The following is a 13602-nucleotide window of genomic DNA, read 5'->3' as shown; positions in this document are numbered from 1 at the left end:
GAGGGGCGGTGCGACGACGCGACTTGCCCCCTCCCACATTTTGCTTCTCAGTGGGAGGGGCAATGATTCAGCGCTTGAGGTTGATGTTCTTCAAGTCTTCCAGCAGCCCCAACAGGGCCTCGAACTTCTCTTCGCCCAACTGATCCTGCAAGCGCTGATAGTTGGCCTCCATGCACTGGCTCATGGACTCGAAACTCGCTTTGCCCTTGTCGGCCAGCGTCACCAGTACGCGGCGCTGGTCCTGCTCGGCTTTGCGCCGGTGCACCATGCCGGCGGCTTCCATGCGCACCAGCACGCCGGTCATGCTCGGCTTGAGGATGCAGGCCAGTTCCGCCAACTGGTAAATCTCCAGCTCACCATATTGCTCAAGGATGCGGATGATCCGCCATTGCTGTTCGGTCAGGCCGTGCTCATTCAAGGACGGGCGGAAGAAACTCATTGCTGCTTCGCGGGCTTGCAGCAGGGTCAAGGTCAGGGACTGGCGAGGTTTGGACATAGGGATCAGGGTCACGAGGTATTTAGTTAATAATTTAACGAAACTCTAGCATTCCCTGCCGACGAGCGCGCTATAACTTGTTGATCGCACCGCCCGTGGCGCTCTGAATCAAATGCCTGGGCACGCAGCGTCAAGACTTCCATCCCGTCTGGGGCCCTAATGGAGGCATCCGCTTTAGAGCCTTCCTTCACTTTTTCAGGCTACGCCATGATCAACATCGAAACCCCGACGTATTACACCGCGACCAAGAAATACAACCTCAGCTTCCCCACCCTGGAACAGGATATCGACGCCGATGTGGTGGTGATCGGCGGGGGGTTCTCCGGCATCAACACGGCCCTGGAACTGGCGGAAAAAGGCATCACCAACATCGTCGTGCTGGAGGCCCGCTACCTGGGCTTCGGCGGCACTGGCCGCAACGGCGGGCAGATCATGGCCGGCATCGGCCACGACCTGGAGAAGATCAAAAAGGATGTCGGCGAAGACGGCCTGCGCCAAGTGTTCGAGATCAGCGACCTGGGTGCCGACATCATCAAGAACCGTATCGCCAAGTACAACATCGATGCGGATTTCTGCCACGGCTACGGCTACATGGGCTTCAACGCCCGCCAGGAAAAAACCCTGCGCGCCTGGGAAAAAGACTTCAAGTCGATCAACAGCCAGCACGAGATCCGCTTTCTCGGCGGCAGCGATGTGCAACAGATCATCGGCTCCACCGCCTACACGAGCGCCCTGCTGCACATGGGCGGCGGGCATGTGCACTCGCTGAACCTGCTGCTGGGCGAAGCCACCGCCCTGGCCGGCCATGGCGTACGGATTTTCGAGAACAGCCCGGCGCTGGAAGTCCGCTATGGCGAGCGCATCACCGTGCGTACCGGGCGCGGTTCGGTGCGCGCCAGCAAGTTGTTGTGGGCCTGCGACAGTTTCCTCAACAAGCTGGAACCGGAGCTGCATCGCTCGACCATCAACACCTACGCGTTCCAGATGATGACCGAGCCGTTGCCCGAAGAGTTGATCCAGCGCATCAGCCCGATTCGCGGGGCCTACAGCGACATCCGCCCGGTGATCGACTACTACCGCGTGACCAACGAGAACCGCCTGCTGTTCGGCGCCGCCACCCCGCTGGTGGAACATATTCCCCGCGACCTAAAGGCCTGGAACCGGCACCTGATGCTGAAGATTTTCCCCTACCTCAAGGACGTGAAAATCGACCTGGCCTGGGGCGGCCCGATGGCGTGCAGCCCCAACCTGTTTCCGCAGATCGGCACCTTGCCGGGGCGCAGCAATGCGTTTTTCGTGCAGGGCTACTCAGGCTTTGGCGTAACGCCCAGCCACATCATCTGCAAGGTTTTGGCCGAAGGCATGAGCGAAGGCTCGGCGCGCTATGACCTGGTCAGTTCCATTCATCGCCCCACCATCATCGGCAAGGACGCTATCCGCCCATTGCTGCTGACGGCGGGCAAATCCTGGCACCAACTTTCCGGTTACTGGAACGGGCGCCGCTAATCCCCCTTTTTACTCATCAGGAGCAACTGCCATGACCCTTACCACCCTCAAACACGACGTCCAGCTATCGGCACTCGACGCCTGGGGCAGTGTGGCCGACCTCGGCTCGCAGATTCTCGAAGGCGAAGTACGCGCCTTCGGCAAGATGACATTCGGCGCGCCGACCGACCCCGTCAGCAGCGCTTATTTCGGCACGACCCAAGGCAAGTTCCGCATGATCTACCCGTTCGCCGAACAAGCCACCCTCCTGACCGGCGAGGTGATCCTGACCGATGAATCCACCGGCCAGTCGGCGCGCTACAAGGCCGGAGACAGCTGGTTCGTGACCAAGGGCACGCCGGTGTTGTGGGAAGTGGTCAGCGAGAGTTTCGTCAAACACTACTTCGCCGTCGTGTAAGGAGGCGTTGCCATGACGAGTTCTACCGATTGGATCACCGTCGGCGCGCTGGCCGACGGTTTCGCCCCGCACGCCTTTATCCTGCCGAACCTGGCCGAGCTGGCCGGCCAGACGTTCACCCTGCACTTCGCCAATGGCTGGCAGATCGAGCATCGTTTCGAGCCGGAGCGCCTGGCCTGGCATGCCGCCGATGGGCACTCCAGCGGCAGCGCGCCCTACCGCGCCACCTCGATCCGCCCAGGGCTGTACCTGGTGGATTTCATCAAGCACGAAGCCGGGCAAAGCTGGTCGATCAGCCTGGTGCTGGATGTTGCGGGAGCGTCGTTCACGGCCGTGATCGGCAGCCTGCCCAGTCCACAGCAGACCCAGGAAGGCCTTTACCATCGTGCCCTGGCCGGCAAACCGCTGACCTCGGTGCAGGTAGACTTCCTCCACGGCAGCCTCGACCGCCCCTGGCAGGACGGTCATTGCCCGCACGCACCTACCGCCGAGCTGGTGGGGCTGCGCAACCAATATCGCTACAGCCCCAGCGAAGTCTATGAGCACATCTACCTCAACGAGCGCTTCTACGCGTGGCAGTGCCTCAAAGGCGTGGAGCAAGGCCTGTGCGACACCGACCGCTGCCATTACTACAAGATCGCCGAGCAGTTGTACCTGTTTGTATGGCAGGAGAAGATCGTGCCCACCCTCGGCCTGGTGCTGATTGATCTGCAACAGCACCGCAGCGACGGCAAGATTTTCGGCTATGCCGGGACGTCGTTCGATGCGCTGTCGAACTTCCCGGTCAGCTCGTACTGCCAGGTCCTCAACCGCACGGAATACCCCCGTGACTGAGCCGCGCACGGTGCTGATCACCGGCGCCGGCAGCGGCATCGGCGCGGCCTGCGCGCGGATGTATGCCGAGGACGGCGCACGCCTGGTGCTGGTCGGCCGGCGTCGTGAGCCGCTGGAGCAGGTGGCACGCGAAACCGGTGGGCTGATCCTGGTGGGCGACGCCGCCTGCCCGGACACCTGGGACGGCTTTATCCAGCAGATCCATGAGCATTACGGGCGCCTCGACGTGCTGCTGGCCTGTGCCGGTGGCCATGGCCTGGGCAGCGCGACCCAGACCCGCCCCGCCACTTGGGCAGACGCCCTGCGCAGTAACCTCGACAGCGCGTTCTACAGTGCCCGCGCCTGTTTGCCGTTGCTGCAGGCGAGCACGGGCAACATCGTGCTGATCGGCTCCATCGCCTCGTTGGCCGCAGGGCCTGAAGTGTGCGGCTACACCACGGCCAAACATGCGTTGCTCGGGCTCAATCGCTCCCTCGCGCGCGATTACGGGCCGTACGGCGTGCGGGTGAACGCGGTGTGCCCGGGCTGGGTACACACGCCCATGGCCGATGCGGAGATGCAAGCGTTGATGGACGCTTATGGCGATACCTTGCAGCAGGCCTATGCCCGCGTATGCACCGACGTCCCTTTGCGACGGGCCGCCCAGCCGGAGGAAATCGCCAAGGTGTGCCGCTTCCTGGCGTCCAGCGATGCCTCGATCATGACCGGCGCCACCGTGGTGGCCGACGGTGGTTCCAGCATCGTAGACGTTCCCACGCTGGCTTTCGCACACTTGGAGAGCGCCCATGAATGACCTGGAATTCAGCGGGCAAGTGGTGCTGGTTACCGGCGGCGCCCAAGGCATCGGGTGTGGCATCGTCGAGGCTTTTGCCCGGCGCGGCGCACGGGTGGTGATTGCCGACCGCCTGCTGGCGCAGGCCCAGGCAGTGGCCGCGACACTGTGCACGCAGGGTTATGACGTCCAAGCGCTGGGTGTGGACCTGGCGGAGGCCGAGGCGGTGCGGGGCTGCGTCCAGGCGCTGCCCCGGCTGGATACCGTGGTGCACAACGCCGGGTATTTTCCATTGACCGCCCTGGAAGACATCACCCCGGCACTCCTGCAGCGCACCTTGGCGGTCAACCTGTCGGCGCTGTTCTGGCTGACCCAGGCGGCGTTGCCGATGTTCCGCGCACAAGGCCGGGGCTGTGTGCTGGTCACGTCGTCCGTCACCGGCAATCGGGTCGGCTACCCGGGGCTGAGTCATTACGCGGCGTCCAAGGCCGGGGTCAACGGTTTTATCCGCAATGCTGCGCTGGAGCTGGCACCGCTGAACGTGCGGGTCAATGGCGTGGAGCCCGGCATGATCGCCACTGCGGCGATGGGTAATCTGGGCGACGCTTCGGTGACTGACAGCATCGCCCGTCGCGTACCCCTGGGGCGCCTGGGTGTGGCGGCGGATATTGCCGGGGCCATGCTGTTCCTGGCCTCGGATCTGGCCAGCTATATCACCGGGCAGACCCTGGTGGTAGATGGTGGCTCGACCTTGCCGGAGGTCTGAAATGCGATTCGAATGTGGGAGGGGGCTTGCTCCCGATAGCGGTGGGTCAGTCAATACAAGGACTGACTAATCCACCGCTATCGGGAGCAAGCCCCCTCCCACATGGGATCGAGTTTGTTTTGGCGAATGTCTTTATGCTCCCACCGCCTGCATCCGGCTTGATCTGAAATCCTTCGGCGACACCTCAAACTGCTTCTTGAACGATCGGCTGAAGTGCGCCGAATCGGTAAAGCCCCACTTGTAGGCAATCGAGGTGATCGACTCGCTGCGCAGGAACGGGTTAGTCAAATCGTCCGCACTGCGCTTGAGCCGCGCCCGCTGGATATAACGGCAGACACTGTCGTCCTGTTCTTCAAACAACCGGTACAACTGGCGCACGGAAATGTTGAGCCGATTGGCCAGTCCGATCGGGCTCAGGCCCGGCTGGCTGAGTGACTCATCAATCACCTTCTGCACATAGCTGCGCAGGTTGTTGCCGTGCAGCGCCGCCACGCCTTCGCAGCACTCATCGCCCTGCTCCAGGGCCGAGCTCAGCAGCGAGACGAACGCCGCTTGCAACGCCTCGACTTCACCCCCGCCGTCTTCGCTGTCGTCCTTGCACAGTTGGTCCATCAGCACGTGCAGCATGCGCCCACAGGCCTTGGTCGAGGAGATCTTGCCAAAGGCACGTGCATCACCGCCCACGTGTTTGCAGACCTCGGCGCGCGCGAGAGACAGCGAGGCATGTTCAATCAGGCCGAAGGGGGTGATTTCAATAGAGCCCACCGAATCCATCAGCAGCATCTCGCCGGGGGCCAGTTGCAGGGTCTGGCCGTTCTGGACGATTTGCGAGTAACCGCTGCGCTGGCTGACCAGGAAACACTCCTGGTCATTATCGTGGTCGGCGTGGTGCGCCGGGCGCGTGATCAGCCCAGCATTGGTGCGCAGGATAGCCAGGCCACGTGGCAGGTTATGGATCTCGCCGATGAACAGCGAGCGGTTGAACGCCAGTTCGGTATCGAAGTGGCCGCACGCAGCGCGCAGTTCGCTGTTCCAGCTGTCGAGTCCATCGTGTGCATGCTGTGGGATGCTCATGGGGTGTCTCCGCAATGGCTTCTTTTTGTTGTTCTGGCGCAATAGTTAACATGTTATCTATATACGCGCAACAACAACCTGTCTGCCATTGCAGAAGCACTAATGATGCCAATCAGAGGTTCGATAACACGCGTGGCAACCCGGCCAACGTCGCGAGCAAATGCCCGCGTTGTACCGGGCTCAGGGCGATATAACGCCGAAACGCCGGCATTCGATTGACCACTTCACTGCCGCCCATATGTTCCAGCCGCACGGTCCATTGCCGGTCGCGCAGTTCAAGGCGCAAGCGCTTGAAATCCAGTGGCATCAGCGCCTGGTACAGCGCCTCGTCGGCCTGCAACCGCGCCTGCAACTCACGGCCCAGTGCCGGGTCGCCGCAGCGGCGCCGCACACGAAGACCAGTGCGGCGAATCGCGCCACCATGCTGCACCTCGAAACTCCCAGCGCCGCCTGCCCCAGCGGGGACTTGCAGGACAAATTCGGTCATGACCAAGTGCATCAACAGCTGCGCCTCGGTGCGCTCGACGATCTCAAACGCGAAGCCGTCCACTTCGGTGGCCAGCCCAAGATTGCGTCGCAAATGCGCCAGGGTCACCCCTGGCCGATAGCCGCTCGGGGCGCGGTCGGCGCGCAACAGCTCAAACAGTTTTTGCCGCAAAGTCGCCATAGCCGTCATGGAGATGCCCCGGTTCATTGCTGAACTCCTTGGCCAGCACCTCCTCCACGGAGGCCGGCTTGAAGGGGTTGACCTTCTGCACCACGAGGGTCCAGAACAATGCATACGCCGCCGTCACGCCCAGCATCACGCCAAATGGCACATAAATGTCCGCCGGGTGCATGCCGGGCGGTGTGATAAACCACATGCCCAACAGGATGCCGATACTCGATACGATCTGCGGCAACGGAAACCATGGCGAACGGTAGGCACGCGGCAAATCCGGGCGACGAATGCGCAGGATCACCACCGATACCGTCACCAGCAGGTAGGCAAAGCTCCACGCACACACCGCCGCCAGTACCAGGTGCATGATGTTGTCGGTGTTACCGCCCAGGTACAGTGCGTGCAGGCAGGGAATCAGCATCGCCACCAGGATGCACAGCAGCGGCGTCTTGAAGCGCGGGTGCAGGTAGGTGAAGACCTTGGGCAGCGCACCGTCCACCGCCATGCCGTAGAGGATGCGCGGCACACCCGCCATCAGGGTATTGATGGTCGCCGCCCCGGCAAACAGAAAGCCGATGCCCAGCCACAGTGGGCCGACCTGCCCCATCACCTGCTCGGCGAATTTGGGAATGGCCATGGGGGTGTCCAGCAGGTGCAGGCCGGACGCCGCATCCAGCACCACGTTTTCCACTTGGCGCTTCATCGCCGCACCGTAGATGAACATGCAGGTGGCCACCCCCATCAGCCCCAGCATCATCGCACGGGGCATCACTCTGGCCGATTGGCGCAGGTCCGGCGCCAGGGGTGTGACGAACTCGCAGCCGACGAACATGAACATCGCCATGCCCACCAGTGACAGCACCGTGATCAGGTCCGTGCCCACCAATGAGGCGCCGAACCAGCCGTCCAACTGCACCGCCGGGGCGGCGATCAGGCCGAGCACGCCGAACACCATCAGGGTGGTCCACATGCCAAAGGTGAGGATGATTTCCGCACGGCCGAACGCGCTGACGCCGAAGGCATTCAGCACGCCGAAGACCATCACGAAGCCCACGCCGAGCAGCCATGAACCGCCAGCGGATTCGGCCAGGGTATTGAGGTGTTCGAAATTCACCAAGGCCATGACCCCGGAGAGGATGGTCTCGGCGGTGCCGGCGAACACATGCACGATGAGGTAGGCCGACAAGGTGCCGGTGATCGCAAAAAAACGCCCCATGCCGCAGTTGATGTAGTCGTACACCGAACCGGTGGTGGGCAGGATCGCGGCGGCTTCGGCGAAGGTGGTCGCCTGGGCCAGCATCATGACCACCGCGATCAGCATCGCCAGGGCAAACGCACTGCCGCCGATGCCGAACCCCATGGTTGCGGTGAGTATCACGGGGCTCGCCATGATCAGGCCGATGGTGCTGGCCAACGCGGTGGGAAAACCTACCGTACCCCGGTTGAGGTGCGCGGTGAGTGGGTCGTTGCTCGACATGGTGGGGCCCTCGAAAACGGTTTTTTTTAATGTATCGGCACTCTGCGCCCCACCCGAGTTGCTCGTCTTGCCCCTGTGTGCCGCCGGTTTTGTTGCTCCCTGCCACGGCGCAGAGTCTGGCGGCCAGGGTCAATTCCCTGGCACGCAAATGAAAGACTTCAGCGCCCGGCGCTCGCCCTAATGCGCCCTCACTCTTAACCAAGATGGGGGCAATAACAATGGAGCACACCCTGAAAAATCGTCGCCTGCGCCAGGCGGTCGTGCTGGGCATCACCCTGCTGGCGGGCAAAGCCTGCGCCATCGAGTTGTACGCCGATGCCGACACCCAGGTCACCGGCAATTTCCTTGCCGTGTACGGCATGTTCAACAGCCCGAAGAACTACGACGGGCGCAGCGGCGGTTCCACCTGGCGAGAGGCTTTCATCAAGTATGGCCTGAGCGTGAACCAGAGCCTGGGCAGCTTTGGCGGGGTGTATGGCACAGCCAACCTGGTGAGTTCCGGTACCTGGGGCGACGGCGATGCCTCCGGCGTCACCACCGGCCAGGAACGCACCACCAAGTTTGACGAAGCCTTTGCCGGCTGGCGCTCCGGCGACCTGTTCCCGGCCCTGGGCAAAGACGGCGTGGACCTCTCGTTCGGCCGACAGGTCACCACCCTGGGCGACGGTTTTATCGTCAACGACGACGGGCCCAATCTGGGCAAAGGCGTGGGTGATGGTGAGTTCAACCGGGGCGGCGCCTACTACATCGCGGCGCGCCATGCCTTCGACAAGACCGCCGTGATCCGCCTGGGCGGCAAGGAGGGCGTGCATGGCAGCCTGATGTGGATCAAATCCGATAACCCGGCCCAGGCCATGACCGAAATGGCCGCCGCCACCCTGGAATACAGCGCCGCGCCGGGCACCCTGGGGTTCACCTATCTTCACGGAATCGATGTGGATGAACGCTTCGCCAGCGATGTACAACGCCAACGCAAAGGCATGAACCTCTACAGCCTGCGCGGCACCGGCAATGCCGGTATCGAGCATGCACATTTCGCCTTCGAACTGGCCCGCCAGGACCGCCGCGACAGCCAGGAAAACGCCGGCTACGCCGAAGCCGGCTACACCTTCGCCGACCTGCCGTGGTCACCCGACCTGACGTATCGCTACGCGCGTTATTCGAAAAACTGGGACGGTATGTTCTCAGGCTTCAACCGAGGCTACGGCACCTGGGTACAAGGCGAAGTGGCGGGCAACTATTCCGGGCCGTACAACACCAATACGGCGGTGCAACACGTGGCACTCAAGGTCAAGCCGCTGGACAACGTCACCCTCGGCGCACTGTTTTTCGACTACAACACCGTCAGCACCCGTGGCCAACTCAACCTGGATGGCCGCGAGCTGGACCTGTACGCCGAGTGGGCAGTCAACGAGCACCTGATCGTCACCCCCCTGCTGGGCCTGTATAAACCCAACAAGGGAGCAGAGACCGGCGGCAACCAGGTCGGTGGCAACGGCACCAATGTCTACAGTCAGTTGGTGGTCGCCGTCCCCTTCTGAACCTCCTCGGGCGCGCACGGACGCAGCGCCCGGACTTCTGCATAAGCACCTTGGTGATAGAGCAGCGGCGCACGGCCGAAGTCATCGAAAGCCACGACCTTGCCGATCATGATCCAGTGGTCGCCGCCGTCCACCTGCTGGTATTTCTCACAGTGAAAGCGTGCACTGCAATCGGCGAATACCGGCGAACCGCCCTCGCCCGGTTCGTACTCGATCAGGGCAAAACGATCTTCACGGGGGCGCGCAAAATTATTGGACAGGTGTACCTGGTCTGCCGCCAGTACATTCACCGCGAAGTGGCTGGCCTCCTCGAACACTTCATGGCTATTGGAACGTTTGTCGATGCTCCACAGCACCAGCGGTGGGTCGAGGGACACCGAGTTGAAGCTGTTGGCGGTCACGCCGACCTTGCGCCCGGAGGCGGTGGCCGCGGTGACCACGGTCACACCGGTGGCGAAGTTGCCCAGGGCACGGCGAAAGGCCCGTGGGTCGAAAAGGCAGTTGTCAGACATGCAAGACTCCCGGGCGCATCCCGTGGGGGCACCCTCATCGTTATGAGTGAAGAACGTGTCACACCATGCTCGGGTCCGGCGCAAGCCCCATCAGCTCGCGGCCGAGGATTTGCGCGCAGACATCGTAATCGGTGTAGGCATGGGCGCCGGTCATATGGGAATCGCGGAACAGGCGCTGCATTTCGTTGTGCTCAAACCAGGCATTACCCCCCGCCGCAGCAAACAGGCGATCGACTGCCTCAATGCACATTTTAGTTGCGTAGGCTTGGTTGGTACGCCAGAACGCCAGGGTTTCGCGGCTCGGGTAACGCTGCGCCGCGCTGTGTTCGGCATGCTCCTGCCAGGTTTTTTCAAGGAAGGCGCGGGCGGCAGCCACCTGGTGCGTGGACTCGGCCAGGCGCATCAACGCCGGGGTGGCGGCGCCCACTGCGGCACCGGTGTAGGCGCGCACGCGGTTTTTGGTTTTTTCACGGAACACCTCCAGCATGCGTTCGGCCACGCCGAGGCTGACGGTGGAAAAACCGCTGGCGAAGTACGGCCGATACGGTGCATAGAAAATCTGACTGTCGGGGTAGAGACCAAAACCTGCGGATTTGCCTTCCATCATGTCCTTGGCCTTCTGGATACGGTGTTCGGGCACCCAGGCGTTGTCGATGAGCAAGGTCTTGGTGCCGCTGCCTTTCATACCGGCGGCGTACCAGTCATCACGGATCTGGTAGTCGCTGCGCGGCAGCACCGCAAAGCAGTAATCCTGGGTGCCTTCGGCGTTCTCGCGGCGGCAGCCGACAATCGCCCACTCGCCATGGTCACAGCCACTGCTCCAGCCCATCTCGCCACTGAAATACACACCGCCCTCGCCCTCCGTCACCCGCCCGAACGGCGCGATACTGCTGCTGGCCGTGGCATCCGGGTTCTCGCCCCAGATCTCCTGCTGCAACTTCGCCGAGAACAGCGCCAACTGGTGACTGTGGGTACACAGCAAGCTCATGGCCCAGGCGGTGCTGGCGCAGCTGCCGGCGAGCAAGGCGATGCAGTCGGCGAATTCGGGCAGCGACAGCTCCAGGCCACCAAATGCCTTGGGCTGAAAAGCACGGTGCAGGCCGATGCTTTTGAGCAAGGCGATATTTTCATCCGGCACTTGGCGCAGTTGTTCAGCGCGTACGGCATTCGCGGCGATGGCGGGCAGGAGGGGCTTGAGGTCTTCGAGCAGCGGGTTTGGCTTTTTCATGGATGGCCCTGCTTATTATTGGAGGTCCGGCACACGCTCCGGATCGAGGAACGACGCTGGATGCAGGGCCAGTATCGACCGCATGGCCCAGGCGCAAAATGCACGTTCCACAGGCAAGGTTGTACTTTTCACAAGTTCGGCAGGCACAGGCATAAAACCTGGCAGGCACAGTCAAGCCACCTCGATAGCCGTTGGTTACCCTCGATTTTTCTCAGTGAACTGCCAGGAATCTTTCATGAGCGATATCCCGCTGCTGCCTCAGGTCGAAGCTTTTCTGCGTCGCCGCCATGGGTTGTTCATCGACGGCATCAACGTGCCGAGCCATGCCGACCAGACACTGGCCGTGACCAATCCTGCCACCGGCCAGGTCATCGCCCAGGTTGCCGACGCGGACCTTGCGGATATCGACGCCGCCGTCAGCTCCGCCACCCGCGGCTTTGCGCGGTGGTCCCAGACCGCACCGGCGACACGCGGCAATGTGTTGCTGAAACTCGCCGACCTGCTGGAACACAACCGCGAAGAACTGGCGCAGATCGAAACCTGCCAGTCAGGCAAGATCATCCAGATTGCGCGCGCCTTCGAGGTCGACCAGGCCGCGCACTTCCTGCGTTATTACGCCGGTTGGGCCACCAAGATCAGCGGCCAGACGATCACGCCATCGCTGCCCTCCTTCAATGGCGAGCGCTACACCGCCTTCACCCTGCGCGAACCGGTGGGTGTGGTGGTGGGCATAGTGCCGTGGAATTTCTCGACCATGATCGCCATCTGGAAACTCGCTTCGGCGCTGGTGTGCGGTTGCAGCATCATCATCAAACCCAGCGAATTCACACCGCTGACCCTGCTGCGCATCGCTGAGCTGGCCATCGAAGCCGGGTTGCCGGCAGGCGTGCTCAATGTGCTGACCGGGGGTGGCCACGTCGGCAAGGGCCTGGTGGAGCACCCCGGCACCCACAAGGTGTCGTTCACCGGCTCGGTGACCACCGGCATCGCCGTGGGCCGCAGCGCCATGGGGGCAGGCTTGACCCGCACAACCCTGGAGCTGGGCGGCAAGAACGCCGCCGGGTTCCTGCCCGATGTGGACGTGGACAAAGCGGTGGAAGGCATCATCGAGGCCGGGTTTCTGCACTCCGGGCAAATCTGCGCGGCGGCCGAACGCTTCTTCGTGCATCGCTCGCAGATCGACGCGGTACTGGAAAAACTCAGCCGGCGCCTGCGCCGCCTGACCATCGGCTCGCCCCTGGACGAACGCACCGAATTCGGCCCGGTGACCCACCGCCAGCACCAACTCAAACTGCTCGGTTACTTCACCCAGGCCCGCGCAGAGCACAACACGATCATCCATGGCGGCACCCTGCTCGATCGCCCCGGTTGCTACGTCGAACCCACGGTGATCCTGGCCAACAATATCAACGACACCCTGCTCAATGAAGAAACCTTCGGCCCTATCGCCACCTTCCTGCCCTACGACAGCGAAGACGAACTGCTCGCCCTGATGAACAACAGCCCCTTCGGCCTCAGCGCCAGCCTGTGGACCCATGACCTGGGCAAAGCCCTGCGCATGGTACCGGCCATCCAGGCGGGCACGGTGTGGGTGAATATGCACACACTGCTCGACCCGGCGGTGCCGTTTGGGGGGAATCGATCCTCGGGGGTAGGCCGCGAGTTTGGCAGTGCATTTATCGAGGATTACACCGAGCTCAAGTCGGTGATGATTCGGTATTGAGCGAACTGAAGGTCAGCAATAGCACCGTTCCCAAACATATCCAGTGACCAAGTGGTGCAGGCTCGAGTAAACCACAAGCTAGCGTTAATGCTCTGAAGGACTCTCTCAGGAGCAACGGATTGCGCCCCACACCCCAAACCCACCGCCTGCGTCACGGTCGCTACTCGGAACATGGGCGTAGCTACCTCATCACCATCGTCGTTCACCAACGCCAGCAGTTTTTTACCGACCTGTTTCTGGGTCGCCTGCTGGTTGCCGAGCTCCGGCAGGTTCATGAACTTGGTTTGGTCGACTCCATGGCCTGGGTCATCATGCCTGACCATATCCATTGGCTGTTTGAGTTGAAACAGCAAACGCTGGCCGACGTCGTTCGTCGTATCAAGTCACGCAGTACGCTGACGATCAACAGGTATCGCCAAAGCAAAGAACGCGTCTGGCAACCAGGCTATTACGATAGGGCTGTGCGTGTAGAGGACGATGTACGCACGATGGCGCGCTATATCGTTGCCAACCCGCTGCGCGCGGGTTTGGTAGAGCGGGTCGGGGACTATTCATTATGGGATGCCGCCTGGCTCTGAAACCGACCCGTAGTGAGCGGGCTTGTCCCGCGCCGGG

General features: G+C 62.2%; 13 protein-coding genes and 1 pseudogene. 8 read left to right on the top strand and 6 right to left on the bottom strand.

All coding sequences use genetic code 11. The features are described 5' to 3' along the window. Positions 1 to 67: 67 nt before the first annotated feature. Positions 68 to 496, bottom strand: coding sequence for a homoprotocatechuate degradation operon regulator HpaR (gene hpaR, locus C9383_RS04065; protein WP_090369939.1), 429 nt, complete (start codon positions 494 to 496; stop codon positions 68 to 70). Between the two features lie 207 nt (positions 497 to 703). Here hpaR and C9383_RS04060 point away from each other — a divergent pair, with 207 nt between their 5' ends. From C9383_RS04060 to C9383_RS04040, 5 genes are read left to right on the top strand one after another with little or no spacing between them, the layout of a single operon-like run. Beyond that, entirely contained in the window at positions 704 to 2002 is a 1299-nt protein-coding gene (locus tag C9383_RS04060; protein WP_090369937.1) for an NAD(P)/FAD-dependent oxidoreductase, read from the top strand. 31 nt (positions 2003 to 2033) lie between these two features. Next, complete coding sequence (locus C9383_RS04055) at positions 2034 to 2399, top strand: cupin domain-containing protein (RefSeq protein ID WP_090369935.1); 366 nt, start codon at positions 2034 to 2036, stop codon at positions 2397 to 2399. Between the two features lie 12 nt (positions 2400 to 2411). Then, positions 2412 to 3233 (top strand): molybdenum cofactor biosynthesis F family protein, encoded by an 822-nt coding sequence (locus C9383_RS04050; protein WP_090369933.1) that lies wholly within the window; start codon positions 2412 to 2414, stop codon positions 3231 to 3233. Next, the gene (locus C9383_RS04045; protein WP_090369931.1) at positions 3226 to 4026 is read left to right on the top strand and encodes an SDR family NAD(P)-dependent oxidoreductase; all 801 of its coding nucleotides are present in this window, start codon (positions 3226 to 3228) and stop codon (positions 4024 to 4026) included. The genes C9383_RS04050 and C9383_RS04045 overlap by 8 nt, the downstream gene beginning before the upstream one ends. After that, entirely contained in the window at positions 4019 to 4771 is a 753-nt protein-coding gene (locus C9383_RS04040; RefSeq protein ID WP_090369929.1) for an SDR family oxidoreductase, read from the top strand. Before C9383_RS04045 ends, C9383_RS04040 begins: the two co-directional genes overlap by 8 nt. A gap of 132 nt (positions 4772 to 4903) precedes the next feature. On the opposite strand, the gene feaR is transcribed toward C9383_RS04040, so the two are convergent. The 3 genes from feaR to C9383_RS04025 form a co-directional block, all read right to left on the bottom strand. Beyond that, complete coding sequence (gene feaR, locus C9383_RS04035; protein ID WP_090369927.1) at positions 4904 to 5845, bottom strand: transcriptional regulator FeaR; 942 nt, start codon at positions 5843 to 5845, stop codon at positions 4904 to 4906. 112 nt (positions 5846 to 5957) lie between these two features. Next, complete coding sequence (locus tag C9383_RS04030; RefSeq protein ID WP_235863246.1) at positions 5958 to 6539, bottom strand: DUF3156 family protein; 582 nt, start codon at positions 6537 to 6539, stop codon at positions 5958 to 5960. Then, positions 6484 to 7983 (bottom strand): APC family permease, encoded by a 1500-nt coding sequence (locus C9383_RS04025; RefSeq protein WP_060756854.1) that lies wholly within the window; start codon positions 7981 to 7983, stop codon positions 6484 to 6486. Before C9383_RS04025 ends, C9383_RS04030 begins: the two co-directional genes overlap by 56 nt. Positions 7984 to 8201: 218 nt before the next feature. Between C9383_RS04025 and C9383_RS04015 the strand changes: the two genes are divergently transcribed. Continuing rightward, on the top strand, positions 8202 to 9524 hold the full coding sequence (locus C9383_RS04015; protein WP_090369924.1) for an alginate export family protein: 1323 nt from the start codon (positions 8202 to 8204) through the stop codon (positions 9522 to 9524). 32 nt (positions 9525 to 9556) lie between these two features. Here the strand turns inward: C9383_RS04015 and C9383_RS04010 are convergent. Both C9383_RS04010 and C9383_RS04005 read right to left on the bottom strand, forming a co-directional pair. Beyond that, positions 9557 to 10036: pseudogene (locus C9383_RS04010) on the bottom strand (flavin reductase family protein); the annotation flags it as partial. A gap of 58 nt (positions 10037 to 10094) precedes the next feature. Further along, positions 10095 to 11264, bottom strand: a complete 1170-nt coding sequence (locus C9383_RS04005) for a p-hydroxyphenylacetate 3-hydroxylase oxygenase component (RefSeq protein ID WP_060756857.1) — start codon at positions 11262 to 11264, stop codon at positions 10095 to 10097. Positions 11265 to 11499: 235 nt separating this feature from the next. Between C9383_RS04005 and C9383_RS04000 the strand changes: the two genes are divergently transcribed. Both C9383_RS04000 and C9383_RS03995 read left to right on the top strand, forming a co-directional pair. After that, positions 11500 to 12987, top strand: coding sequence for an aldehyde dehydrogenase family protein (locus C9383_RS04000; protein WP_090369922.1), 1488 nt, complete (start codon positions 11500 to 11502; stop codon positions 12985 to 12987). Between the two features lie 119 nt (positions 12988 to 13106). After that, positions 13107 to 13565, top strand: coding sequence for an REP-associated tyrosine transposase (locus C9383_RS03995; RefSeq protein ID WP_090369920.1), 459 nt, complete (start codon positions 13107 to 13109; stop codon positions 13563 to 13565). Positions 13566 to 13602 lie beyond the last annotated feature (37 nt).

It is taken from the genome of Pseudomonas palleroniana, from assembly GCF_003031675.1.
Lineage (GTDB): Bacteria > Pseudomonadota > Gammaproteobacteria > Pseudomonadales > Pseudomonadaceae > Aquipseudomonas > Aquipseudomonas palleroniana.
Note: the sequence above shows the minus strand (reverse complement) of the source record. Positions and strands in the feature narration are given on the sequence as shown.